The sequence below is a fragment of the Stenotrophomonas sp. SY1 genome (genome assembly GCF_021202945.1).
In the GTDB taxonomy this organism is placed as follows: domain Bacteria; phylum Pseudomonadota; class Gammaproteobacteria; order Xanthomonadales; family Xanthomonadaceae; genus Stenotrophomonas.
Genome location: NZ_JAJOYR010000002.1, coordinates 391,327 through 414,193 on the forward strand (window position 1 = coordinate 391,327; position 22,867 = coordinate 414,193).

Consider the following 22,867-nt stretch of genomic DNA (forward strand, 5'->3'; position numbering starts at 1 on the left):
ACAGCCCGCCGAACCTCTGCATGCTTCGCGGCTCACGCCGCACCTACAAGACCGGCGCACAAAAAAAGGACGGAGATGTCATCTCCGTCCCTCACAGAAGTCCTTGTTTGTCCGCTCAGCTGCGACGTGCGCAGTACACCGCATGCCCCGGCAGCACCAGCACCTCGCCGTCCACGTGTCCGGCAACCGGGCCCGGCAGTTCAATGTGCTGCCACTGCCCGGCCGGCAACGCATGCCGCACCGGCTCGCCAGACAGGTTGAACGCCAGCAGCAACACCTCATCACCCAGGCTGCGCTCGAACATCAACACCGGCTCGGCGCTGTCGATGAAACGAATCGCGCCTTCCACCAACGCCGGCTGCGTCTTTCTCCAGGCCAGGAATGCGCGGAATGCCTGCAGCACCGAATCGCTCGCTGCTTCCTGCGCCTGCACCGACAGCGCGCGATGCTCTTCCGGAATCGGCAACCACGGCTTGCCACTGCTGAAACCGGCCAGCGTCGCGCCAGTCCACGGCATCGGCGTGCGGCAGCCGTCGCGGCCCTTGAAGTTCGGCCAGAAGGTGATGCCGTAAGGGTCCTGCAATGCCTCGAACGGCACATCGGCCTCGCCCAGGCCCAGCTCCTCACCCTGGTAGATGCACACCGAACCACGCAGCGAGCACACCAGTGCGACCAGCATTTTGGCCAGCTGCGGGTTGGCCGGATGGCCGCCCCAGCGCGTCACTGCGCGCTGCACGTCGTGGTTGGACACCGCCCAGCACGGCCAGCCGTCCAGCATCGTGGCTTCCAGCTTTTCAACCGTGCTGCGGATGTAGGCCACGCTGTAGTCGTCCACCAGCAGCTCGAAGCTGTAGCCCATGTGCAGGCGGCCCGGCGCGGTGTACTCGGCGGTGGTAGCCAGCGAATCCTCCGAAGAGATTTCGCCCAGCGTCACCGCGCCCGGATACTGGTCCAGCAAGGCGCGCAGACGCTCCAGGAAGCCGATGTTCTCCGGCCGGGTGTTGTTGAAGTAGTGATACTGGAATGCGTAGGGATTGTCCGGGCTGAAGCCACGGCCCACGCGCTTGTCTTCCGGCTTGGGCGGGTTGTCGCGCAGCTGCGCGTCGTGGAAGCAGAAGTTGATCGAATCCAGGCGGAAGCCATCCACGCCCCGGTCCAGCCAGAATTTCACATAGTCCAGCGTGGCCTGCTGCACGGCCGGATTGTGGAAATCCAGGTCAGGCTGCGAGGACAGGAAGTTGTGCAGGTAGTACTGGCGGCGGCGCGGTTCCCAGCGCCAGGCCACGCCACCGAAGATCGACAGCCAGTTGTTGGGCGGCGTGCCGTCCTCGCGCGCATCGGCCCACACGTACCAGTCGGCCTTGGGGTTGTCGCGGCTCTGCCGGCTTTCCTTGAACCAGGCGTGATCCACCGAGGTGTGGCTGAACACCTGGTCGATCATCACCTTCAGGCCCAGCGCATGCGCCTTGGCCAGCAGGCGGTCGAAGTCGTCCAGGTTGCCGAACAGCGGGTCCACATCGCGCTGGTCGGCGATGTCATAGCCGAAATCGGCCATCGGCGACTTGAAGAACGGCGACACCCAGATCGCGTCCACGCCAAGCGAGGCGATGTAATCCAGCCGCTCGATGATGCCCGGCAGGTCGCCCACGCCGTCACCATCGGTGTCCAGGTAGCTGCGCGGGTAAATCTGGTAGATGACGGCACCACGCCACCATGGAGTCTTCAACATTGGCCGCCCCCTCCCGGGCTTCAGTGCCCCCGAAAGGGCCACAAAACGTATGCCGGTCAGCTTAGCGGCGGCGCTTTGCCGGTGGAGGTGCTTGCATACGTATTCACTGCCACGGGGCCCATTGCCAGCCCTCCACGACAGTCTTTCGCCCGCACCGCCTATAATCGCCCGGTACCCCCAGAAGCAACTGTATGAGCCTCGTCGAAGACCTCCGCCCCGCGCTGGGCCTGCCCGCCATCCAGACCCTTGCCGCACCGGACATGGCCGCCGTCGATGCCCTGATCCGCCGCCGCCTGTCCTCGGACGTGGTGCTGATCAACCAGATCGCCGACCACATCGTCTCGGCCGGCGGCAAGCGCCTGCGGCCGATGCTGGTGATGCTGGCCGGCCATGCGGTCGGTGGCGCCGGCCCGGAGCACCACCAGCTGGCGGCGATCATCGAGTTCATCCACACCTCCACCCTGCTGCACGACGACGTGGTCGACGAATCGGACCTGCGCCGTGGCCGCAGCACCGCCAACGCCCTTTGGGGCAACGCGCCGAGCGTACTGGTGGGCGATTTCCTGTACTCGCGCAGCTTCCAGCTGATGGTCGAGCTGGAGCGCATGCCGGTCATGCAGATCCTGGCCGACACCACAAACCGCATCGCCGAGGGCGAGGTATTGCAGCTGCTGCACGTCCACAACCCGGACACCGACGAAGCCGCTTACCTGCGTGTGATCGAGCGCAAGACCGCCGTGCTGTTTGCCGCCGGCACCCGCCTCGGTGCGCTGGCCACCGGCGCCGACGAGCTCGTGCAGCAGAAGCTGTACGACTACGGCATGAACCTGGGTTATGCCTTCCAGATCGCCGACGACGTGCTGGATTACTCGGCCAATGCCGACGAGCTGGGCAAGAACCTGGGCGACGACCTGGCCGAAGGCAAGGCCACGTTGCCGCTGATCCACGCGATGGCCCACTCCGACGCGGCCACCCGCCAGCGCCTGCGCGAGATCGTGCAGGACGGCGACGCCAGCGCGATGCCCGAAGTGCTGGCTGCCATCCATGCCACCGGCGGCCTGGAGTACAGCCGCAGCCGTGCCGTGGAATACGCCGACGCCGCCGAACAGGCGCTGGCCGGCCTGGCAGAATGCGACGCCGTTGCTGCACTGCGCGGCCTGGCCCGCTATGCGGTCGAACGCAGTCACTGAGTCGATGGCAGTGGGCCACGGTTTCAGCGATGAAGAGCGTGCGCTGCTGCTGGGAGTGAAGGGCGTAGGCGCCACTGTGGTGGCGCGGCTGGAGCAATTGGGCTTTCAATCACTGGCGCAGCTGGCCGACGCCGAGACGATGGACATCGTCACCCAGGCCTCGGCCATGCTCGGCAGCAGCTGCTGGCGCAACAGCCCGCAAGCCCGCGCCGCCATCAGCGGCGCGATCGAAGCGGCCAAAGCAGCCCGGTAGAGCGCAGCCATGCTGCGCTGAGGCACTACCGGGAAGGCCCCATGCCGAGCATGGCTCGGCACTAACGGTGATTGCTGTAGAGCGCAGCGATGCTGCGCTCGGGCATTACCGTGAAACCCATTGCCCGGCCCGCACCTCAATCGCCCAGGCGTTCTTCCAGGAAGTTGTCCATCATCTTCCATGCACGCTTGGACGCACGCGGGTCGTACAGGCAGCCCGGCGGGCTGTTGGCGTCGGATTCGGCAAAGCAATGCACCGCGCCGCTGAAATTGACGAACTGCCAATCCGCACCGGCACCGTCCATCTCCTTGCCAAAGGCGTTGATGTCTTCGGCCGTGATGCCCTGATCAGCAGCGCCGTTGAGCACCAGGATCGGCACCTTGCCGGTGCCCGCTGCCGCCGGAGCCGGCGTGGAAAGCCCGCCATGCAAGCTCACCACACCCGCCAGCGGCATGCCGGCGCGGGCCATTTCCAGCACTGTGGTGCCACCGAAGCAGAAGCCGACCGCTGCGATATGTGCAGCATCCAACGGCGCCTTTCCGGCCTGCGCCTTCAACGCGTCCAATGCGGCATTGGCGCGGGCCCGCAGCAGCGCACGGTCGTCACGCAGGGGCTTTGACGCCGCCGCGGCTTCGGCGTTGTCCTTGGGGCGCACGTTCTTGCCGTAGACATCGGCGACCAGCACTACGTAATCGTCGCCGGCAATCTGTTCGGCCTTGGTGACAGCCGATGCGTTGACGCCACTCCAGTTGGGCACCATCACCACGCCCGGACGGCGCGCATCGCCTTCGTCGTCATAGACCAGCACGCCGCTGTAGGTCGCACCGTCATGCTGCCATTCGACCGGGCGTTGCTGCATTTTCGCCAAGGCCGGCATCGCTGCCGAAAGACTCAAAGCCAACGCTGCCAACTGCCACTTTCGTGCTGCTTTCATGCGGGTGCTCCGGGTTGGGTTGTCTGGCGGAGTCTACGGCTAAAAGCTGCCCTCACCCCTCTCCCCAACCCCTCTCCCGCAAGGGGAGAGGGGCTAAAGCACTCCGAGCCCACGCTATCCGAGCCCCTCTCCCCTTGCGGGGCGATGCGGGCTTGCTTGCGAACCACTGGTTCGCAGCCCGCGGAGCGCCCTTACACCGGTGCAAGGGCCGGGGCGCGGAGCGGGGGTTGGGGTGAGGGGAAGCTTCTGGCCACAAAAGCCAGCAACCCGCTCAGCTCACTCCCAACCCCGGAATCGCACTGATGCTGTCCGGATCGAACCCGGCCAGCTCGGCGAAATGGCGACCGCGCGCCACGTAGTCCTTGTATGCACCAAAGCTCGGCGCGCCGGGTGACAACAACACCACGCCGCCCTGCGCACCCAATGCCGCACGCGCCAATTCCAGCGCATGCGGCAGATCACCCGCTGCATGCAGGCCGAACCGGCCTTCATCGGCCAAGGGTTGCAGCAAGGCGTGAATCCGTGGGCCGTTGCTGCCCATGGTCACGATCTCCACCGGCGCGTTGTCACGCATGTGCTCGGCGAAGTCATGCCAATCCACACCACGGTCATGGCCACCGACCAGCAGCGCGATGCGCTGCCCGGCAAAGCAATCCAAGGCAGCCAGCGAGGCATGCGGCGTGGTGCTGATCGAATCGTTGACCCAACGCAGGCCGTCGCGCTCGCCCAGCATCTGCAGACGGTTGGGCAGCGGACGGAAGCCCTGCACCGCCGGGGCCAAGGCCATCGCATCCAGGCCCATCGCTTCCAGCGCGGCCAGCACCGCACACAGATTGCCGCGGTTATGACGCCCCGGCAGCGGTGTGTTCGACGTATCGAACACCGCCTGCGTACCGCGATGCACCACCTCGCCGACCATGTGCCAGCCTTCGGGCTGGTTGAACCACACGATCTGGCTGTGCGGCAGGTGCAGCGCGTGCAGGTGTTCGTCGGCGGCATTGAGCACCGCAACGCGCGGATGCCCGCCGGTCACCAGCGACAGTTTGTCGTCGATGTAGCGCTGTTCGCTGCCGTGCCAATCCAGATGCTCGGGAAAGATGTTCAGCACGATCGCCACATCCGGGCGCGCGCCGCTGCGTGCCACTTCGCCGGTCTGGTAACTGGACAGTTCCACCGCCCAGTAATCCGGCGCCGGCTGCGGGTCCAGCACTTCCAGCAGCGGCAGGCCGATATTGCCAACCAGGCCGGTGCGGTGCCCGGCCGCGCGCAGCAGGTGCGCCAGCAGCGAGGTCGTGGTGCTCTTGCCCTTGGTGCCGGTCACGCACACCGTGTTGGGCAGGTTGCCGTCGGCATCGGCGTGTTCGCTGAACCACAGCGAGGTGCCGCCGATGAACTGCGTGCCCTGCGCGCTGGCCTGCTGCGCTTCGGGCTTGTACGGGCTGATGCCGGGCGACTTGATGACCACCTCGAAGCGCGACAGCGCCTGCCCGGTCACTTCGGTTTCCACCTGCAGCGCGCCACCGGTTTCGGCACGCGCGCCGTCGGCTTCAGCCGGCGGGCAGAACAGCGTCAGTGGCAGTTGTGGCAGGCGCTCGCGCAGTACCGCGTACGCGGCACGGCCCTCCCGCCCCCAGCCCCACAGTGCGACGCGCTTGCCTTCAAGCTGCGAAATTCGCACGCAGACGCTCCCACAATGCTGCCGGGATGCGGTGTTCACCGTCGATGACCAGCAGCGGTTCGATCTTCAGTTCATCGTCAGAGAGCGTCGGCTGGATCAGGCTGGCGAAACGCTTCACCAGTGCGTCCTCCTTCCACTCCGGGCGCGCTGCCAACGTGGCCATGGCCGCACGCGACTCCTTGCCCTCGCCCACGCACTCGAACGGCTTGTGATCCTGGAACTCCAGCAGCGCGTCGTAGCCGCCGGCCTGCTCCATGTCGTCCAGCAGGTTGCGGCCGAAGATACGCACCAGACGCATCTTCGGCATGAACGGCGCCAGCGCCAGGAACACGAAATGGCACTTCGGGCAGACGCCGCACCAGCGGTTCACCGGGCGCTCGCCGAGGATGTGGAAGTTGCGGTTGCAGCTGGAGAAATGCGCGTCGTAGAAGTCGGTCCTGGCGAACTGGCGTGCGACCGCCAGCTCCGACAGCGGTCGCAGCAGCGAGTAGTAATGCAGGTCGGCGGCCACGTGCTGCTGCACGTACTCGCCAAACGCCTTCTCGAACGCCCAGCCCTTGGACCACTGGTGGTTGACCTCGCCGGTGCCGGGGATCTGGCTGCCGTAGCTGGCCGAACGCTCGTTGGAGAACACCACCTGGTCCACGCCCTGCACCAGCGCGGCCAGCACCATGATGGCCGAGTTCACCGCGGTGACCGGGATATGCCCGTTCCATGCACCCTGGCGATTGAGCTCGAACAGCTCCGGCGCCAAGGTGCGGCCGATGTTGAGCGTCGGCAGGCCGGTGCGCTCGGCGCAGGCACGAATCAGCTGCGAACCGCCGATCCAGGTGACGGTTTCGGCCACCCCGGCATTGCGCAGCGCCTCGATGCTGACCAGCGAATCCTTGCCGCCGCCGATGGCGACGAGGGCGTGGTGGCGCAGACCGAGCACCGGCGCTTCCGAGCCCCTCTCCCCTCGGGAGAGGGGTTGGGGTGAGGGTACGGGCGCCTCGCCCTCTCCCCCAGCCCCTCTCCCGAGGGGAGAGGGGAGTCGGAACCTGCCGCGCAGGTTCAGGCCGTTGCGGTAGGCAAACTCGCCCAGGCCGTTGAGATACACCTCTTCCACCAATGCGGCGGTGTCGGCATCGATCGCGTAGCTGTCGATGCTCACCTGCTCCGGCACGGCAGCCTTGTAATAACTCACGCCCGCGATCAGGTGCAGCAGCTGCAGTGCGCGTTGCACCGCCGCAGCGCGTTCTCCGTCCAACTGGAACGGCGCACCCGGCACGGTGACGGTCTCGGTCAGTTCCGGGCCGTCGTCGAAGGCGTAGACCAGCCGCGCCACACCGGTGTCGGCAGCAAAATCGCAGCGGACAAAGCGGAAACGGGAAACCTGGTTTTTATCAAAAGCTGTCATGGCGTATCCGGAAATCAAACGAACCGTTTTCGCGCGGGCGCGCGGCGGGACGACAAAAAGAGGTGCGTGGTGCGAACGTCATCAGGCATCGATGACGTCCTCGCGCGGCAGAGCACGCTGGTTGTAGGTACTGGCCATGCTGAAGCCATAGGCACCGGCATCGGCAATCAACATCACATCGCCGGATGCGGTCGTGGCGGGCAGCTTCACCCGCTGTGCGAACACGTCACTGGATTCGCAGATCGGGCCGACCACGCTGAAATCAACGTCGCGTGCGTCGTCCAGGCGCGACAGGTTGGCAATGTCGTGCCAGGCGTCGTACAGCGCCGGGCGCAGCAACGCGTTCATGCCGGCATCCAGGCCAACACGACGCACGCCATCCTTCTCCACCACCTGGGTGGCGTGGGTCAGCAGCACGCCGGACTCGGCCACCATGAAGCGGCCCGGTTCGATCGCCAGCTGGAACGCCGGGTGCACCGCCTTGATCTCGGCCAGGCCAACGGCCCAGGCATCCAGATCGAACGGCTCATCGTCGTCGCTGTACGGCACCGGCAGGCCACCGCCGATGTCCAGGATTTCCACGCTGCCGATGCGGCGCGCGAAGCCGGCCATCTCATCGACCATCTGCTTCCAGTGGCCGGCGTTCTCGATGCCGCTGCCCAGATGGGCGTGGACGCCGGTGATGCGGATGTCCAACGCGCGCGCGGCGGCGATGAACTCGTCCACGCGCAACGCCGACAGGCCGAACTTCGCGTCCTTGCCGCCGGTGTTGACCTTCTTGTGATGGCCGTCGCCGTGGCCCAGGTCGATGCGCAGCCACAGCTTGCGGCCACGGAACACCTCCGGCCAGTTCTGCAGCAGCTCGACGTTGTCGACGGTGACGTTGACGCCACGCGCCAGCACCGCTTCGTACTCGCTGATCGGCGCGAAGCTCGGGGTGAACAGCACGCGTTCCGGGGTGATGCCCGGCACCGAGGCGAACACCAGTTCCACTTCGCCCTGCGACACACATTCCAGGCCGAAACCTTCGGCAGCGAGCGTGCGCAGCACTTCCGGATGCGAGTTGGCCTTGATCGCGTAGAAGCGGCGGTCGATGGCGCTGATCGCCTTCAGCTGGCGGGCGCGCTCGCGCACGGTGTCCAGGTTGTAGATGTAGGCAGGCGTACCTTCGGCAGCCAGTTCCAGCAGCTGCTGGCGCTTGCCCGGGGCCTGCCACCACGGCGTCTGTCGCGGGCGGATGGTGCCGATGATCTCGCGCCAGCGCGGGCCGAACACCTGCTCTTCGTAAACCGGCATGGCGCCGCTGTCGATCAGCTCGCTGTGCAGGATCGGCAGCAGGCCGTCGGCGTCGGCTTCGTCGATGACGAAGGTGAGGTTCAGGTCGTTGGACGACTGCGAAATCATGTGCACGCGCTCCTTGCCGAACGTGGCCCACACGTCCGAGAGCTTGTACAGCAGCGAGCGCATGCCGCGACCGACCAGGGTGATGGCCGCGCACGGCACGATCACCTTGACCTTGCAGATTTCCGACAGGTCGGCCGACAGCGCGGCCAGCACGTCGGTGTTGACCAGGTTTTCGGACGGGTCCAGCGACACGGTCACGTTGGTCTCGGCCGAACCGATCAGGTCCACCGACAAACCATGCTTCTTGAACAGGTTGAACACATCCGACAGGAAGCCCACCTGCTGCCACATGCCGATGCCTTCCATCGACACCAGCACGATGCCGTTGCGACGGCTGATCGCCTTCACGCCCGGCACCGGCTCGGCGCTGCCGTCGATGCTGGTGCCCGGCATGTGCGGCCGCTCGGTATCGAGGATGGCCATCGGCACGCCGGCATCGCGGCACGGCTTGATCGAGCGCGGGTGCAGCACCTTGGCGCCGGTGGTGGCGATTTCCTGTGCTTCGTAATAGTCCAGACGGGTCAGCAGGCGCGCGTCCGGCACGTCCTTCGGGTTGGCGCTGAACATGCCCGGCACGTCGGTCCAGATTTCCACGCGGCTGGCGCCGAGCAGCGCGCCGAAGTAAGCGGCCGAGGTGTCCGAGCCACCACGGCCGAGGATGGCGGTGCCGCCATCGCCGTGGCGGGCGATGAAGCCCTGGCTGATCAGCATGCGTGCCGGCTGCGCCGAGAAGCGCGGCTTGAAGTCGGCCTCGCCCTGCCACTTGCAGTTCACCGACAGGCGCTGCGACCAGGCGGTCTGGTTGGGTGCAGGCGGCTGCGCGTGCAACCACTCGCGGGCATCCATCCAGCCGAAATCCAGGCCGTTGCTGCGCAGGTAGGCCGCGCCGATGCTCGAAGACAACAGTTCGCCCTGGCCCAGCACTTCGGCCTGCCAGTCGAGCGGACGGCTGGCTGCGCGCGGGTCGTCCAGCAGTGCAGAAAGCGCAGCCAACCGCTCGGCCAGCACGTCACTGCCCAGTTCCAGCTCGGCGAGGAATTCGTTGTGGCGGCTGACCAGCGCGGCAACGCGCTCGCGGCTGTCCGCGGCGCCATCGGCGATGGCGGTCAGTTCATTGGTGACGCCGGACAGCGCCGACACCACCACCAGCACCCGGCCTCCGGTTTCGTCCGCACGTTTTTTCGCCAGTTCCCCGATCGTGTTCCAACGATGACGACGCGACACCGAGGTGCCACCGAACTTGAGAACGATCCAGCGATCGACGATTGGGGAAGCGGACATTGGCTTTGGGGGTTCACTGATGGAAGAAAGACCCGGCAACCCGGGCGGAACCGCCGATTCTATGCCAAGGCCGCTTTGGCCGGACGGCTGATTTCGGGCGAAAGCATCCTCATCCGGCCCCTTCCGGGGGCAAAGAAAGTAACACCTGCAACGATTCGGGTCATCCACCTGAACCTCCTGCCGGCGGGCGGGACCCAGACCGTGAGCTCGGCGGCATGCCGGCCCCTGTAATCCGGTGCTCCTCAACGACCACCAGCTTCGCGGCCGAGGCCGCTCCCACGCCGGCGGCACGACATCCGCGCCGAGCATGCCTAAGCTGGCACACCCCGCTCCACATCACCGCCATGACCGCGCGCCGCTACCTGCAACTGGATGTCTTTGCCGCCCATGCCGGTGCCGGCAATCCACTGGGCGTCATTCTCGACAGCCAAGGTCTGGACACATCGGCCATGCAGGCCATCGCGGCCTGGTTGGACCTGTCCGAAACCGTCTTCTTCCTTCCCCCCGATGAGGGCGCCAGCTACCGCATCCGCATCTTCACGCCCAGCAGCGAGTTGCCCTTCGCCGGCCATCCCAGCGTCGGCGCGGCCTGGGCAGCGGTGACCTGCGGTATTGCCGAGCCCCACGCAGGCGCATTGGTGCAGCAATGCGCTGCGGGCAGGCTGTCGGTGCGTGTCACCGGACCGGCCGACGCTCCCACCATCCAGTTGGCCAGCCCCGCTGCCGGGCGGTTACCAACCCTGCCCGGCGCTGTGCCAGCGCAGATCCAGGCACTGGCCGCCAGCGGGCACGTCCCGGAACTGTGGGACAACGGACCACGTTGGTGGCTGGTGCCGGCGCGTGATGCCAGCAGCGTGCGCGCCCTGCTGCCGGACATGAACGCCCTGGCTGATTGGACCAATGCCACCCACGCAACGGGTGTGGCAGTGTTCGCACCGGAAGCCGGTACCGACCACAACCTGGTGGTGCGCGCCTTCTGCCCCGCTGATGCCGGGAGCGTGCCCGAGGACCCGGTAACCGGCAGCGCCAACGCCTTGATCGGCGCCTGGCTGCATCGGCACGGGCAATTGCCCGGCACCGGGGGCCGCTATGTGGTCAGCCAGGGGCGTGAAGTCGGCCGGGACGGCCGCGTGCAGGTGTCGGTGGATGCGCAGGGCACGGTGTGGATCGGCGGTCAGGTGCAACGGGTAATCGACGGACAGGTGCGCTGGTAAGCTGCCCAACCCCCGTCTGGAACACGCTTGCAATGCCCACACGTCGTTACCTGCAGTTGGATGTGTTTTCCGCCCGCGCCGGCGCCGGCAACGCGCTGGGTGTCATCGTCGACAGCGATGGCCTCGACAGCCAGGGCATGCAGGCCATTGCCGCCTGGTTGAATCTCTCCGAAACGATCTTCTTCCTGCCAGCCGATGAAGGCGCCAGTTACCACATCCGCATCTTCACCCCGAAGGGTGAGCTGCCGTTTGCCGGCCATCCCAGCGTCGGCGCGGCATGGGCCGCCGTTGAGTTGGGCCTTGCCACGCCGGACGACGAGGGTCGGCTGGTCCAGCAGTGCGCTGCCGGCCTGTTGCCGGTGCATGTCCAGGGCGGGCGTTGGTTCCGCCAGATCCGCGTGCGCAGCCCCAAGGCCGAACGCCGCGAAATGGCGCCGGTCGAGCTGCCCGAAGGCCTGGCCGCACTGGCTCGCCCCGGCCAATCCCCGGCGCTATGGAACAACGGCCCGGACTGGTGGTTGCTGGAGGCCGGCAGTGAAGCCGCCCTGCGTCGCTACAAGCCGGAACTTACCGCCATCGGCGCCCTGCCCGGCCGCGGCAAGCTGGCCGTGTTCGCCCCGGCCGACCGCCCGGATGTGGGCTACCAGTACGCGGTGCGCGCCTTCGCCCCGGGTGTCGGTGTCAACGAAGACCCGGTGACCGGCAGCGCCAATGCACTGGTCGCCGCGCACCTGCTTCTCGAAGGCCGCTTGAAGCCGGGCGAGCAGTACCTCGCCAGCCAGGGCCGCGAGCTGGGCCGCAATGGCGAAGTGCGCGTGCAGGTCGATGCGGACGCGCAGATCTGGATCGGTGGCGAAGTGCAGCAGGTGATTTCCGGGCAGATCGAGTGGTGAGGCACGCTCTTGGAGCGGGTCGATCAGATAGCGGGACATTTCCTTCTCCCGCCTGCGGGAGAAGGTGCCCCAAAGGGGCGGATGAGGGGCGCTGTGCAAGGCACACCCCATCGTCTTTGACCCAGGGAAGACCCCATCCACTTTTCGGCTATTGAACTTCGACCTCCCTCATACCACCCCTTCTCCCGCGCGCGTGAGAGGGGCCATGAAAATCAGCTTTCCACGGATTGCCCATGACCACCCGCCGCTTCATGCAACTCGACGTCTTCGCCCCCCGCCCCGGCACCGGCAATCCGCTTGCCGTGGTGCTCGATGCCGAGGGCCTGGACGATGCCGCCATGCAGGCCATCGCCCGCTGGACGCGCCTGCCCGAAACCACCTTCATCAGCGCGCCCACCGCGCCGGGCGCCAGCTACCGCATCCGCATGTTCGCGCCGCAGAAGGAAGTGCCGTTCGCCGGCCACCCCAGCGTTGGCAGCGCACATGCCGTGCTTGAGGCCGGCGTCGCCGCACCGGTCGATGGCCAGTTCATCCAGGACGGTATCGCCGGCCAGTTGCCGCTACGCATCAGCGAGCACAACGGCGTGCGCACCATCGCCATTCGTACACCGCGCGCTTCCGTGGCCGAAGTGGTCGCTGCCGATGACGCGCGCCTGCAGCCGGCCATCAACGGTTGGCCGCTGGGCGAACTGCCACCGGCACTGATGGACGGCGGCCGCCGTTGGTGGGTGGTTGAAGTCACCAGCGAAGCCTCTTTGCGCGCGCTCAGCCCGGACTGGGACGCCATCGCCACGCTGGCCGAAGCCACCGGAGCGATGGGCGTGTTTGCCTATGCGCGCAGTGAAGGCGATGACTATCAACTGGTGGTACGCGCCTTCGTCGGCAACGGCCGGCGCTTCGAAGATGCCGCGTCCGGTGCTGCCAATGCCGTGCTTGCCGCATGGCTGGACGAACGCGATGCACTACCCGGCACCGGCAAGCGCTACACCGCCAGCCAGGGCCGCGAGGTCGGTCACGACGCACTGCTGCAACTGAGCATTGATGAGCATGGCGATGTCTGGTCGGGCGGACAGGTGCAGACGGTCATCCAGGGAACCATCGACTGGTAAGCCGGGTCACAGGCCGTCTCTTACCCGCCCGGTTGAAGGAAGCAGGCAATGCGCAGATGGATAGTGCAGGTGGCGATGTTGTTCGCGCTGGCAACCAGCGCAGCCGCCAGCAATGTCACGCAGGAACCGGAGCGGGCGTTGTTCGTCGGCAACAGCCTGGTCTACGTCGGCAACCTGCCCGCCACCTTTGCAGCGATGAGTCAGGCCAATGGCCAGCCGGTTCACAGCCAGATGATCGTCAAAGGTGGTGCCAGGTTGAACGAACGCCTGGCCGATGGCGCCGTGCATGGTGCGCTGAACACCGAGCGTCCGGCGATACTGGTATTGCAGGAACAAGGCGGCGCGCTGCTGTGCTGGCCCGACAAGCAAGCCTGCGTGCAATCACAGGCAGCATTGAAAGCCTTGGCCCAAGCCGGTCGTGACAGCGGCACCCGGGTATTCCTGCTCGGCAGCTACCAGAGTCATCCACGCGCATCGGCCGAGCTGGTCAAGCAGGAGGCAGCGGCGGCAGCGCAGGCAGGCATCCCTTACGTGGAAATATCCGAAGTGCTGCGCAGCGCATCGACCGCTGCCCCGGAGCTACCGTGGTTTGCCACCGACGGCATGCATCCCGGCCCCGCGCTTACGCTGCTGGATGCAGTCCAACTTCACCGGGCCGTCCACGGCCGCTATCCGGAACGTGGCTTCACCGTTGACGCCCCCATCTACGGCACAAAAAGTGGCCTGGACGCCACCCTGCGGGACGCCAATGCACCCGCGCCGCTGAGCGACACGCCGACCCGCATCACGTATTCCGATGCCGAGGTCCAGCGCATCACCGCAATGCTGCAAGCCACACCGCGATAACCGGGAACCCCATCGCCATGCCCCATCTCACCATCGAATACAGCAGCAACCTGGGCAACGCCCTTGCACCTGCATTGCTCCATGCAGCCAATGGGGCGCTGATGCGCACCGGCCAGTTCCAGGAGGCCGACATCAAGAGTCGCGCGATTGCCTTTGACGACTTCGCCATCGGCAGCACCGATACCGCGCGTGCCTTTGTCGCGGCAAAGCTGTCCATCCTCAGCGGGCGCACGGCCCAGACCAAACGCGAGATCGCGCAGGCGCTGCTGGTCGCGCTGGAGGCCGCCATCGCCGCCGACGGACTGGAGCTGCAGACCAGTGTCGAGATCCTCGACATCGACCGTGACAGTTACGCAAAATCCCATCGCCACGGCTGATACGCCATCTGCCCCTCGCCACTGGAAGCCCGGACTACCGATGGAACTGCAACACGCAATCGCCAACCACTCCGGCACCTTCCATTGCGAAGCGCTGTCCGATGCCGCCATCACCCGCAGCATCGGCTTTTCCCACCGCATCACGCCGGCACACGACACTGCAGACGTCCCCGAGCTCCCCGGGCTGCGTGCCTTCTACAGCCAATTCGGCAGCGTGCTGTTCTACGTCGATGACGACAGTGGCGAGGCTGCCGTCCTGCTGGCTTCGCCTTCGGACTGGACGCATCTACGCCGGCATTTCGATGGTTGGACGGAAGCCATGGGCCCAGCCGAGCGCGAGGAATATCTGCCCGAATGGGTCGATGCGGCGCTGGTCATCGGCGAAGAACCCGGGACCGGCAACTACCTGCTGATACCCACCACCGGCGAGCAGGCCGGGCACGTGTTCCTGTTCGACCACGATGGCTTCGACTTCATCGAACAGGCCCCGGACATCATCAGCTACGCGTGGAAACAACTGGATCTGGATGACAGCGCGCTGCTGGTGATCGCCACCCATCTGCGTTTCATCAGCAACACCACGCCGCATCAATGGTGGATACGCGAATTGCACGACAACCGCGGCAATGTCGCGCGGACATACGAGTAGGCGCTTCCTGCCCATGGGCAGGGTCAGCTGTCCTTGAACGTGAACTTCAGTTTCGCCCCGTCGATCAACGGCATGTATGCATCGTTTGACCGAAGCTTGAGGTCACTCCAGAACGTTATCTCCTGGATGCCCGGCACCATCTTCGAAAACGGAGTGTTGACACTGAAGCCGAACTTGACCGGCCCTGTTCCCTTGAGCATCTGCGCCTGCACTTGCCGCAGTTGTCGTACGCCCTCCTGCGTCAGCGCAAGTTCGTAGGTAGTAACGGGAACGTTGGCACTGAACAGCCCGACGCTGCGTTCTTCTTCGGTCGTCCCCAACAGTCTCAACTGCATGTCTGCCACCAGCGCCGGCGCTCCCTCGGGTTGCAACTCCAGCTTCAGGCGGGTGCCGGCCACGTCCACTTCATTGCCGCGCGGGACCGATACCCGGACACCTATTCCGGCTGGATCCAGTTGATGCACCGCCTTCTCATCCAACGAGGACAGCCGCAGCGCAGTGGACAGGGGGATGGAGGCGCAGGCAGACAGAACAAGCAGACAGGCAACGGCAAGCAACCGCAAAAAAGCCACAGAAGATCGCACCAGGGCACCTCCATGATCCTTGGGTGATGCCTGCAACGAGCTGCTCGCCCAGGCGATGTGTCCTTGCGGCTGGCATCGTGCCACTATCCGGCCGTCATCGCACCCCGGAGAAGACCGTGATCCCGTCCCGCTTCCAGTCGATTTCCCCGTTTCTCGGCACCGACGATCTGCCTGCCGCGCTGGCGTTCTACCAGGGAAAACTCGGGTTCGACCTTGCCTGGGAATGGGGCAGCCCGCTGGAAGTGGCAGCGGTGTGCCGTGACCAGGTGGAGATCACCCTCACCTGCCGCAGCGATGCCAGGCCCGGCGGCATCAGCCGGATCTACATCGGCATCGATGCGATTGATGATTACCACGCACACCTGCAACGCACCGGCGTGCCGATCAGCGTCGCCATCGGCGACCGTCCCTATGGCATGCGTGATTTCAGCCTTGCCGATCCGGACGGCAACGTGCTGACCTTCGGCCAGCCGCTACCGCAGCCGCAACCGTGCTGCTGAAACACGAGAAAGGCCGGAAGGAAGTCCCGGCCCGATCCTGTTGAAACAACGTGCTGTCGCAACAGTGGCCTGAGCCACGAAGCCGGCAAAGCAATCGCCGCAGGAATGCCGGCACGTGCATGCAGGGCCGCAACGGCCATGGTTCGTCAGCCCGCTGCCCACGTCGCAGCTACGGCCGCAACTGTCATCGGCTGACTTCGTGCCTGCGTGCCAGCATGTAGCCCAGCCAGGCAAACGGCAGGTAGGCCACCAGCACGTCCAGCACCTCGAACCAACGCGGCGCCGGCAGCATGAAGCAGCTGGCCACGCCACCGGCCAGGAACAGCAGCCCGATCACTGCGGCCGGTATCCAGCCCTTGCGCCCGACCACCCACGTAGCGACAAACGCGCCGGCCAACGTCCCCAGCCCGTGCGCCAGGAACGGAAACACAAAATGCACCGGCCCCAGCAACGGCATGGCTGCCGTCAGCCCTTCGGTGGTGGTCGTGTCCATGCCCGGCGGTGCCGGCACCATGCGGGCACCGAGCAGGATCAGCCCCATGTTCACCGCGCTGCCCGCGATGAAACCAAGCACCACCGCCAGCAGCCCTTTCAGAAATGCGCGCATCGCCCCGCTCCCGTTACGCCCGATGAGGGGCCAGTATGATCCGGTCCCCGGCGCCGGGCACGTCCGTGCGCAACATGATCTGCAAGGCCCCTTGCGTGCCCTTTTCCTTGCTGAGCTGTCGTCGCGAACATGGCCGAAGGGTGGATGGGGCGAGGACGAGGCGTCCCCATGCCCGTAGCGATCCTGCACAAACCAGAACACCCTCACCCCAACCCCTCTCCCGCGCGCGGGAGAGGGGCTCAAGCTTGACCCGCTGATGCGGTGACGCGGCCCCTCCCGCTGACGAGAGAAGGGGCTCGGGTTTGGCCCGCTGATGCGGCGATGCGGCCCTTCCCGCTGGCGATAGAAGGGGCTCAGGTTTGGCCCGCTGATGTGGCGATGCCGCTCCCTTCTCCCGCGAGCGGGAGAAGGTGCCCGCAGGGCGGATGAGGGCCGGTGCGAAGCATCCACATGTTTCCGTGCTCAGTTCAATCCGGCACAAGCCAGAGCACCCTCACCCCAACCCCTCTCCCGCACGCGGGAGAGGGGCTCAAGCTTGACCCGCTGATGCGGCGATGCGGCCCTTCCCGCTGGCGATAGAAGGGGCTCAGGTTTGGCCCGCTGATGTGGCGATGCCGCTCCCTTCTCCCGCGAGCGGGAGAAGGTGCCCGCAGGGCGGATGAGGGCCGGTGCGAAGCAACCACATGTTTCCGTGCTCAGTTCAATCCGGCACAAGCCAGAGCGCCCTCACCCCAACCCCTCTCCCGCACGCGGGAGAGGGGCTCAAGCGGGCTCAAGTGGGCTCCGACGCGCTCAGTGCCAGTTGTAGTTGAACGACACACCGATGATGCGCGGTTCGTTGTACACCGCCGCCATGTAGTTCTCGATCACGCCCTTGAGGTTCTTCTCGTTGGTGATGTTGCGCGCGAACGCCGCCACTTCCCAGGCACCGTAGCCGCCCGTGTAACCCACGCGCAGGCCGCCTTCGAAGTTGCCCTTGGAATAGAACTCGTCGCTGCTGTACAGCACGAACTGGGTCTCGCCCTGCTTGTTCCAGTCGGTGGCGAAGAACAGTGCGCCGTCGTCGCCCATCGGGATGTCGTAGCGGGCGGCCAGACTGAGGTTGTACTTGGGTGCGTTCGGCAACGGGTTGCCGTCGATCTGCGCGTAGACGTTGCTGCCGATCTTGATGGTCGGGTCGTTGACCGTGCACACCACCACGCCATTGAGCGCGCAGACCTGCGCGTACACGCGCTTGTCCTCGATCTCGCTGTGCAACAGGCTCAGGCCGGCGGTCAGCGACAGGTTCGGGATCGGGCGCCAGTCCAGATCGGCTTCCAGGCCATAGGCACGCGCCTTGTCGGCATTGAACAGCACGCCGTTGCCGTTGGAGTCGTTGCCGTTGAGCTGGATGTCGTCCACCACGTAGGTGAAGCCACTGACATTCAGGCGCAGGCGGTTGTCGAACAGGCTGCTCTTGATGCCTGCTTCCCAGGACAGGATGGTCTCCGAGTCGGCGGTGGTGAAGTCGGCGTTGAACACCGCCGAGCGGCCCTGTATGGTCGGGCCACGGAAGCCGCTTGCCACACGTGCGTACACGCTCAACTCGGGGCTGACTTCATACATCGCGCTCAGGTCCCAGCTGGGCTGGGTATCGGACATCTCGACGTTGTGGCGGCCCTTGTAGGTCACCGCGCCAGCGGCGGTGTCGGCGGTCTTGAGCAGGCGCGTGCTCTTCTCGTCCTTGGTGCCGCGGATGCCGGCGGTCAGGGTCAGCGCGTCGGTCGCCTTCCAGCTCACCTGGCCGAAGCCCGCCCACGAAGTATTGATGTTGCGCAGGCGCACCCAGTTGTTCGGGTTGTGCGCGGCCGTATTGAGGAACCAGGCACGCTGGTAGAAATCGGTGGTGTCACGGCCATCGAAGTAGAACGCGCCCACCTGCCACGACCACGGGTCAACGGTGTTGGAGGCCAGACGCACTTCCTGGGTGAACTGGTCCAGGTCACGCACCTGGCCCATCGACTGGCCGTAACCATTCGGCATGCCGTTTACCGGGAAGTCCGCCGCGGCGCCGCCGTCGGTATCGCCACGGCTGTAGCCGGAGGTGGTCTCGTAGGCGCTGATCGAGGTCAGCGTGGTGTTGCCGAAATCGTAGGTCGCCTTGATCGAACCACCGTGGGTCCTGTACGCCTGCGGGTTGTTCTCGGCTTCGTCGTAGGCGACCTTGTCGCGCGCCACATCCACGCGGTTGCTGCCCTTGCTCAGCGCATTGCGCAGGAACAGCGTGGAAGTGCCGTCGTAGTCGCGGGTGTGGGCCGATGCCAGCAGCGAGAACTGCTCGTTGGGCTGCAACAGCAGCTGCAGGCGCAGGTTGCGGTCGTCGTAACCGCCCATCGTGTCCTTCTTCGGCGTCACCGTGCCGTCGGCACTGGGCCCGCTGTAGGTGTTGTCCACCCAATCGTCGCGGTGCTGGTACAGGGTGGAGATGCGGTAGGACAGCACATCGTTGATCGCCCCGCCCATGCCGCCGTCGATGGAGACGGTGTTGTAGCTGCCGTAACTGACATTCACCCGGCCGCTGCCTTCCTGGCTCGGCTTGACGGTGTCGAACTTGACGATGCCGGCGGTGGTGTTGCGGCCAAACAGCGAGCCCTGCGGGCCGCGCAGCACTTCCACCTGGTCCACGTCATAGACCGGGTTGGACTTGAGCACCACGTGCTCCAGGACTACGTCGTCCTGGATGATCGACACCGGTTGCGAGGCGCCCAGATAGAAGTCGATGTTGCCCAGCCCGCGGATATAGAAGCGCGGGAAGATGCGTCCGGTGGTGGTTTCGGCGTAGAAGCTGGGCACGCGGCCGGACAAGGCCAGCAAGGTGTCGTCCGCACCTTCGGTGTAGCTGCGCAGCGCCTCGCCCTGCACCACGCCCACCGAGACCGGCACGTCCTGCAGGTTCTGCTCGCGGCGCTCGGCGGTGACGGTGATGGTGTCCAGCGCGGTGGCGGCGCTGCGCTCGGTGGCCGGCACGGCGTCCTGGGCCAGCGCGGACTGTGCGGCCAGCGGCAGGACCAGCAGTGCGCAGGCCTGCGCCAGCAGCGAACGGCGCGGCAGCGTGCGGATGGAACGATTGAAAACACGTGAAACAGGGTGAAGCTGCATGGAGTTGGCCTTGGTTGGCAGGTAATGAGTCCGTTCGGCCCAGACAGCACCGATGGCGCGGCACGAAAGCGCGCAGATCATCACTGCACAAGGTTGCATTTCGATGGCACTTCCATCGCGGGCGGGCCACGATCGTTGCGACCGATGCCCAATGCTCACCACATGCATGCCCGCTACCCGACTGACCAAAGCCCCTCTCCCGCTGGCGGGGTGAGAGGGGCCGCTTGCGAACCATCGGTTCGCGGTCCATCGAACGCCCTTGCGTCAGCGCAAGGGCCGGGGCGCGGAGCGGGGGTTGGCGTGAGCGCGCATGGGGAACAGATGAAGTAACCAAGTTGCGGACAGCGTCCGAAGTGGGAACAGCCCGGTGCGAGTGATCTCCAAAAAAAAACAGCGCCCTCATCCGCCCCTGCGGGGCACCTTCTCCCGCTCGCGGGAGAAGGTACTGCGATGTGCGTTCCCGGCTATCCCGGCAGCATGGCCGGGAACCAACGTCGCTCGGAAAGCAACCCGCTTCAGCCAATCACCGCGTATAGCCCTTCACGAACAACCAGGTGATCAACGTCGCATCCGGCCCTTGCGGATCGGTGAAAGGCAGGCCGGAATCACTGCCGCTCCAGGCGTGGCCCATGCCGTGTACGACGTAGTGCTGGGCCAGCAGTTTCCCGCCGTAGTTGTAGTTGTCGATGGTGTAGGCGCGTCCGCCCGGCACCTGGGCATTGATGGTGCTGGTCGGTACGTACTTGACCGAGTCGTTGTCGACGCCGTCATCGGCCAGATCGTTGGTCTGCAGGAACTGCCGCACGGCCTGCTGCCCATTCACCGGATTGACCGTGGCATCGACGCTGCCATGGAACACCAGCACCGGCAGCGGGCGCGGCGATGGCGAACCCGAGCACTGCCAGGCCAGCCGCCCGTTGCTGTCGGGCGAGTAGATGCTGCCGGCCAGCAGTGCGTAGGCGCTGCCCGATACCGTGGTCGCCCCCTTGTACATGCCGCCGGAATGCACCGCACCGGCTGCAAACACATCCGAATAGCAGGCCAGCATGATCGAGGTCATCGCACCACCTGCCGAAATGCCGGTGACATAGACCCGGCGCGGATCGATCGCGTAACCGGCCTTCACCGCATCCACGATGCCGGCCAGGATCGATGCCTCACCGCTGCCACGCGCCTGGTTGATTGGCAGTTGCCAGTTCCAGCAACGCGCCGGGTTGGCGGTAACGTTCTGCCTTGGGTAAACCACGATGAAGCCCTCGGTGTCGGCAACGTCATTGAAGCCCGAGGCTTCTCCCATCAGGTTCGGCCCGTTGACGCAACCGTGCAGCACCAGCAACAACGGCAGCGGCCGCGTCTGGTCGTAGCCGGCAGGCACCCATACCTGGTACTCGCGACTGCCGTAGAGATTCCCGTACAGGCCAATATCCCAGTGCCCGGCCGCCGTTTGTGCATGCGCGCTACCGGCCAGCGCAATCCATGCGAAAAGAAACGCAATGCCCGCCTTGATCGTATCGATGCCAGATTTCATAACCATATCCTCATGCGTGAGTCGTGGATGAAGTCGTACCGAAGTGCCCGTTGGACGAAGCGTCCAGCAGGTGTTGAAACGCTGTGGTCAAACCCAACCGGTGGCGTAATAGATGCCGATCACCACAAACACCGCGAGGGTCTTGATGATCGTCACGGCAAAAATGTCCTTGTAGGCCTGCCGGTGGGTCAGCCCGGTCACCATCAACAGGGTGATCACCGCGCCGTTGTGCGGCAGGCTGTCCATGCCGCCGGAGGCCATCGACGCGACGCGGTGCAGTACTTCCATCGGGATGCCCGCCGCCTGCGCGTTGGCGATGAAGGTTTCCGACATCGCCGCCAGGGCGATGCTCATTCCGCCCGATGCCGAGCCGGTAACACCGGCCAGGCCAGTGACAGTGACCGCCTCATGCAGCAGCGGGTCCTTGATCGAACCCAACGCGTCAGCCACCACCATGAAACCCGGCAAAGCCGCGATCACGGCACCGAAGCCGTACTCCGAAGCGGTGTTCATGGCCGCCAGCAATGCGCCACTGATGGCGGTCTTGGTGCCTTCGGCAAACTGGCTGACCACCGGGCGCCAGGCCAGCACCAGCACCGAGGCGATGCCGACCAGCAGCGCGCCTTCCACCGCCCAGATCGCCGCGATCTTCGGCACTTCCTGCACGACCGGCGCGGCCTTGCCCAGCACCGCCGGAACAAAACTGTGCTCGGCGCCGTACCAGTGCGGGATGCCCAGCGTCAGCAGCTTGTTGGATACAAACACCAGCACCAACGGCAGGATCGCCACACCGGCATTGGCCAGCGTTGTGCCGCCGAACGGTGCAGGCTCGTTGACCAGCGTCGCCGGGTCGCCATAGCCCTCGCCGTTGGCCACGGCCGAGCGACGGCGCCATTCCAGGTAGCCCATGCCCACCGCGAGCACGAACACACTGCCAAGAATGCCCAGCACCGGTGCGGCCCAGGTATCGGTGCCGAAGAACGTGGTTGGAATGATGTTCTGGATCTGCGGCGTACCGGGCAGCGCATCCATGGTGAAGCTGAAACCACCCACCGCCAGCGTGGCCGGAATCAGACGCTTGGGAATATCGCTCTGACGGAACATCTCGGCAGCGAACGGATACACCGCGAACACCACCACGAACAGCGAGACGCCACCGTAGGTCAGCAGGCCCGACACCAGCACGATCGACAACATCGCCCGTTGCGGACCAAACAGCCGGATCGCCGCACCGACGATCGACTTGGAGAAACCGGAGAGCTCGATCAGCTTGCCGAACACCGCACCCAGCAGGAACACCGGGAAATACAGCTTCAGGAAGCCGACCATCTTGTCCATGAACAGGCCGGTGAACATCGGCGCCACCAGCGACGGGTCGGTCAGCAGCACCGCCCCGAGCGCTGCGATGGGCGCGAACAGGATCACGCTGTAGCCACGGTAGGCCACCAACATGAGGAAGCCCAGCGCTGCAAGTACGATCAGTAACGACATACGGCGCTTCCAGTTGAGAAGGCGCCAAGTATCCGGATCTGGTGGCCGATGCCGACTGGACCT

General features: G+C 65.6%; 19 protein-coding genes. 9 read left to right on the forward strand and 10 right to left on the reverse strand.

The genetic code is table 11. The features are described 5' to 3' along the window. Positions 1 to 115: 115 nt before the first annotated feature. Entirely contained in the window at positions 116 to 1,729 is a 1,614-nt protein-coding gene (locus tag LR961_RS13220) for an alpha-glucosidase (protein WP_232150054.1), read from the reverse strand. A gap of 191 nt (positions 1,730 to 1,920) precedes the next feature. Here LR961_RS13220 and LR961_RS13225 point away from each other — a divergent pair, with 191 nt between their 5' ends. Continuing rightward, positions 1,921 to 2,919, forward strand: coding sequence for a polyprenyl synthetase family protein (locus LR961_RS13225; RefSeq protein WP_232150056.1), 999 nt, complete (start codon positions 1,921 to 1,923; stop codon positions 2,917 to 2,919). 4 nt (positions 2,920 to 2,923) lie between these two features. After that, positions 2,924 to 3,172 (forward strand): helix-hairpin-helix domain-containing protein, encoded by a 249-nt coding sequence (locus LR961_RS13230; RefSeq protein WP_232150059.1) that lies wholly within the window; start codon positions 2,924 to 2,926, stop codon positions 3,170 to 3,172. Positions 3,173 to 3,308: 136 nt separating this feature from the next. On the opposite strand, the gene LR961_RS13235 is transcribed toward LR961_RS13230, so the two are convergent. The 4 genes from LR961_RS13235 to LR961_RS13250 all read right to left on the reverse strand — a co-directional run bounded on the left by LR961_RS13235 (position 3,309) and on the right by LR961_RS13250 (position 9,868). Continuing rightward, positions 3,309 to 4,106, reverse strand: coding sequence for a dienelactone hydrolase family protein (locus tag LR961_RS13235; RefSeq protein ID WP_232150061.1), 798 nt, complete (start codon positions 4,104 to 4,106; stop codon positions 3,309 to 3,311). A gap of 271 nt (positions 4,107 to 4,377) precedes the next feature. After that, the gene (gene murD, locus LR961_RS13240; protein ID WP_232150072.1) at positions 4,378 to 5,784 is read right to left on the reverse strand and encodes a UDP-N-acetylmuramoyl-L-alanine--D-glutamate ligase; all 1,407 of its coding nucleotides are present in this window, start codon (positions 5,782 to 5,784) and stop codon (positions 4,378 to 4,380) included. Then, positions 5,765 to 7,183: a UDP-N-acetyl-alpha-D-muramoyl-L-alanyl-L-glutamate epimerase gene (gene murL, locus LR961_RS13245; RefSeq protein ID WP_232150074.1), complete on the reverse strand. Its 1,419-nt coding sequence runs from the start codon at positions 7,181 to 7,183 to the stop codon at positions 5,765 to 5,767. Before murL ends, murD begins: the two co-directional genes overlap by 20 nt. Before the next feature lie 81 nt (positions 7,184 to 7,264). Beyond that, positions 7,265 to 9,868, reverse strand: coding sequence for a bifunctional aspartate kinase/diaminopimelate decarboxylase (locus LR961_RS13250; RefSeq protein ID WP_232150076.1), 2,604 nt, complete (start codon positions 9,866 to 9,868; stop codon positions 7,265 to 7,267). A 344-nt stretch (positions 9,869 to 10,212) separates the two neighbouring features. On the opposite strand from LR961_RS13250, the gene LR961_RS13255 reads away from it, so the two are divergent. From LR961_RS13255 to LR961_RS13280, 6 genes are all read left to right on the forward strand, one after another. Continuing rightward, a complete protein-coding gene (locus LR961_RS13255) occupies positions 10,213 to 11,082 on the forward strand; it encodes a PhzF family phenazine biosynthesis protein (RefSeq protein ID WP_232150078.1) in 870 nt (289 codons plus the stop codon). Positions 11,083 to 11,114: 32 nt separating this feature from the next. Beyond that, positions 11,115 to 11,975 carry a PhzF family phenazine biosynthesis protein gene (locus tag LR961_RS13260; RefSeq protein ID WP_232150080.1) on the forward strand — a complete coding sequence of 287 codons (861 nt, stop codon included), beginning with the start codon at positions 11,115 to 11,117 and terminating at the stop codon, positions 11,973 to 11,975. A 233-nt stretch (positions 11,976 to 12,208) separates the two neighbouring features. Then, positions 12,209 to 13,084, forward strand: a complete 876-nt coding sequence (locus tag LR961_RS13265; protein ID WP_232150089.1) for a PhzF family phenazine biosynthesis protein — start codon at positions 12,209 to 12,211, stop codon at positions 13,082 to 13,084. Between the two features lie 48 nt (positions 13,085 to 13,132). Then, positions 13,133 to 13,930: a hypothetical protein gene (locus tag LR961_RS13270; RefSeq protein ID WP_232150090.1), complete on the forward strand. Its 798-nt coding sequence runs from the start codon at positions 13,133 to 13,135 to the stop codon at positions 13,928 to 13,930. A 17-nt stretch (positions 13,931 to 13,947) separates the two neighbouring features. After that, on the forward strand, positions 13,948 to 14,307 hold the full coding sequence (locus LR961_RS13275; RefSeq protein WP_232150103.1) for a 5-carboxymethyl-2-hydroxymuconate Delta-isomerase: 360 nt from the start codon (positions 13,948 to 13,950) through the stop codon (positions 14,305 to 14,307). 40 nt (positions 14,308 to 14,347) lie between these two features. After that, positions 14,348 to 14,956, forward strand: coding sequence for a hypothetical protein (locus LR961_RS13280; RefSeq protein ID WP_232150119.1), 609 nt, complete (start codon positions 14,348 to 14,350; stop codon positions 14,954 to 14,956). Between the two features lie 23 nt (positions 14,957 to 14,979). Here LR961_RS13280 and LR961_RS13285 read toward each other — a convergent pair whose 3' ends face one another. After that, positions 14,980 to 15,540: a hypothetical protein gene (locus LR961_RS13285; RefSeq protein ID WP_232150122.1), complete on the reverse strand. Its 561-nt coding sequence runs from the start codon at positions 15,538 to 15,540 to the stop codon at positions 14,980 to 14,982. 116 nt (positions 15,541 to 15,656) lie between these two features. On the opposite strand from LR961_RS13285, the gene LR961_RS13290 reads away from it, so the two are divergent. Then, the gene (locus LR961_RS13290; RefSeq protein ID WP_232150124.1) at positions 15,657 to 16,040 is read left to right on the forward strand and encodes a VOC family protein; all 384 of its coding nucleotides are present in this window, start codon (positions 15,657 to 15,659) and stop codon (positions 16,038 to 16,040) included. Between the two features lie 184 nt (positions 16,041 to 16,224). Here the strand turns inward: LR961_RS13290 and LR961_RS13295 are convergent, their stop codons facing one another. The 4 genes from LR961_RS13295 to LR961_RS13310 form a co-directional block, all read right to left on the reverse strand. After that, positions 16,225 to 16,647, reverse strand: coding sequence for a hypothetical protein (locus LR961_RS13295; RefSeq protein WP_232150126.1), 423 nt, complete (start codon positions 16,645 to 16,647; stop codon positions 16,225 to 16,227). Between the two features lie 792 nt (positions 16,648 to 17,439). After that, a complete protein-coding gene (locus LR961_RS13300; RefSeq protein WP_232150134.1) occupies positions 17,440 to 19,785 on the reverse strand; it encodes a TonB-dependent receptor in 2,346 nt (781 codons plus the stop codon). A 523-nt stretch (positions 19,786 to 20,308) separates the two neighbouring features. Further along, the gene (locus tag LR961_RS13305; protein ID WP_232150135.1) at positions 20,309 to 21,313 is read right to left on the reverse strand and encodes a PHB depolymerase family esterase; all 1,005 of its coding nucleotides are present in this window, start codon (positions 21,311 to 21,313) and stop codon (positions 20,309 to 20,311) included. Positions 21,314 to 21,400: 87 nt separating this feature from the next. Further along, the gene (locus tag LR961_RS13310) at positions 21,401 to 22,804 is read right to left on the reverse strand and encodes a GntP family permease (RefSeq protein ID WP_232150137.1); all 1,404 of its coding nucleotides are present in this window, start codon (positions 22,802 to 22,804) and stop codon (positions 21,401 to 21,403) included. Positions 22,805 to 22,867 lie beyond the last annotated feature (63 nt).

Bases quoted from the DNA above. Each gene is read 5' to 3' on its own strand.
- murL (WP_232150074.1), bottom strand. From the start codon at position 7,183: ATGACAGCTTTTGATAAAAACCAGGTTTCCCGTTTCCGCTTTGTCCGC.
- LR961_RS13275 (WP_232150103.1), top strand. From the start codon at position 13,948: ATGCCCCATCTCACCATCGAATACAGCAGCAACCTGGGCAACGCCCTT.
- LR961_RS13270 (WP_232150090.1), top strand. From the start codon at position 13,133: ATGCGCAGATGGATAGTGCAGGTGGCGATGTTGTTCGCGCTGGCAACC.
- LR961_RS13250 (WP_232150076.1), bottom strand. From the start codon at position 9,868: ATGTCCGCTTCCCCAATCGTCGATCGCTGGATCGTTCTCAAGTTCGGT.
- LR961_RS13280 (WP_232150119.1), top strand. From the start codon at position 14,348: ATGGAACTGCAACACGCAATCGCCAACCACTCCGGCACCTTCCATTGC.
- LR961_RS13305 (WP_232150135.1), bottom strand. From the start codon at position 21,313: ATGAAATCTGGCATCGATACGATCAAGGCGGGCATTGCGTTTCTTTTC.
- LR961_RS13225 (WP_232150056.1), top strand. From the start codon at position 1,921: ATGAGCCTCGTCGAAGACCTCCGCCCCGCGCTGGGCCTGCCCGCCATC.
- LR961_RS13260 (WP_232150080.1), top strand. From the start codon at position 11,115: ATGCCCACACGTCGTTACCTGCAGTTGGATGTGTTTTCCGCCCGCGCC.
- LR961_RS13255 (WP_232150078.1), top strand. From the start codon at position 10,213: ATGACCGCGCGCCGCTACCTGCAACTGGATGTCTTTGCCGCCCATGCC.
- LR961_RS13295 (WP_232150126.1), bottom strand. From the start codon at position 16,647: ATGCGCGCATTTCTGAAAGGGCTGCTGGCGGTGGTGCTTGGTTTCATC.
- LR961_RS13310 (WP_232150137.1), bottom strand. From the start codon at position 22,804: ATGTCGTTACTGATCGTACTTGCAGCGCTGGGCTTCCTCATGTTGGTG.
- LR961_RS13265 (WP_232150089.1), top strand. From the start codon at position 12,209: ATGACCACCCGCCGCTTCATGCAACTCGACGTCTTCGCCCCCCGCCCC.
- LR961_RS13220 (WP_232150054.1), bottom strand. From the start codon at position 1,729: ATGTTGAAGACTCCATGGTGGCGTGGTGCCGTCATCTACCAGATTTAC.
- LR961_RS13235 (WP_232150061.1), bottom strand. From the start codon at position 4,106: ATGAAAGCAGCACGAAAGTGGCAGTTGGCAGCGTTGGCTTTGAGTCTT.
- LR961_RS13300 (WP_232150134.1), bottom strand. From the start codon at position 19,785: ATGCAGCTTCACCCTGTTTCACGTGTTTTCAATCGTTCCATCCGCACG.
- LR961_RS13230 (WP_232150059.1), top strand. From the start codon at position 2,924: ATGGCAGTGGGCCACGGTTTCAGCGATGAAGAGCGTGCGCTGCTGCTG.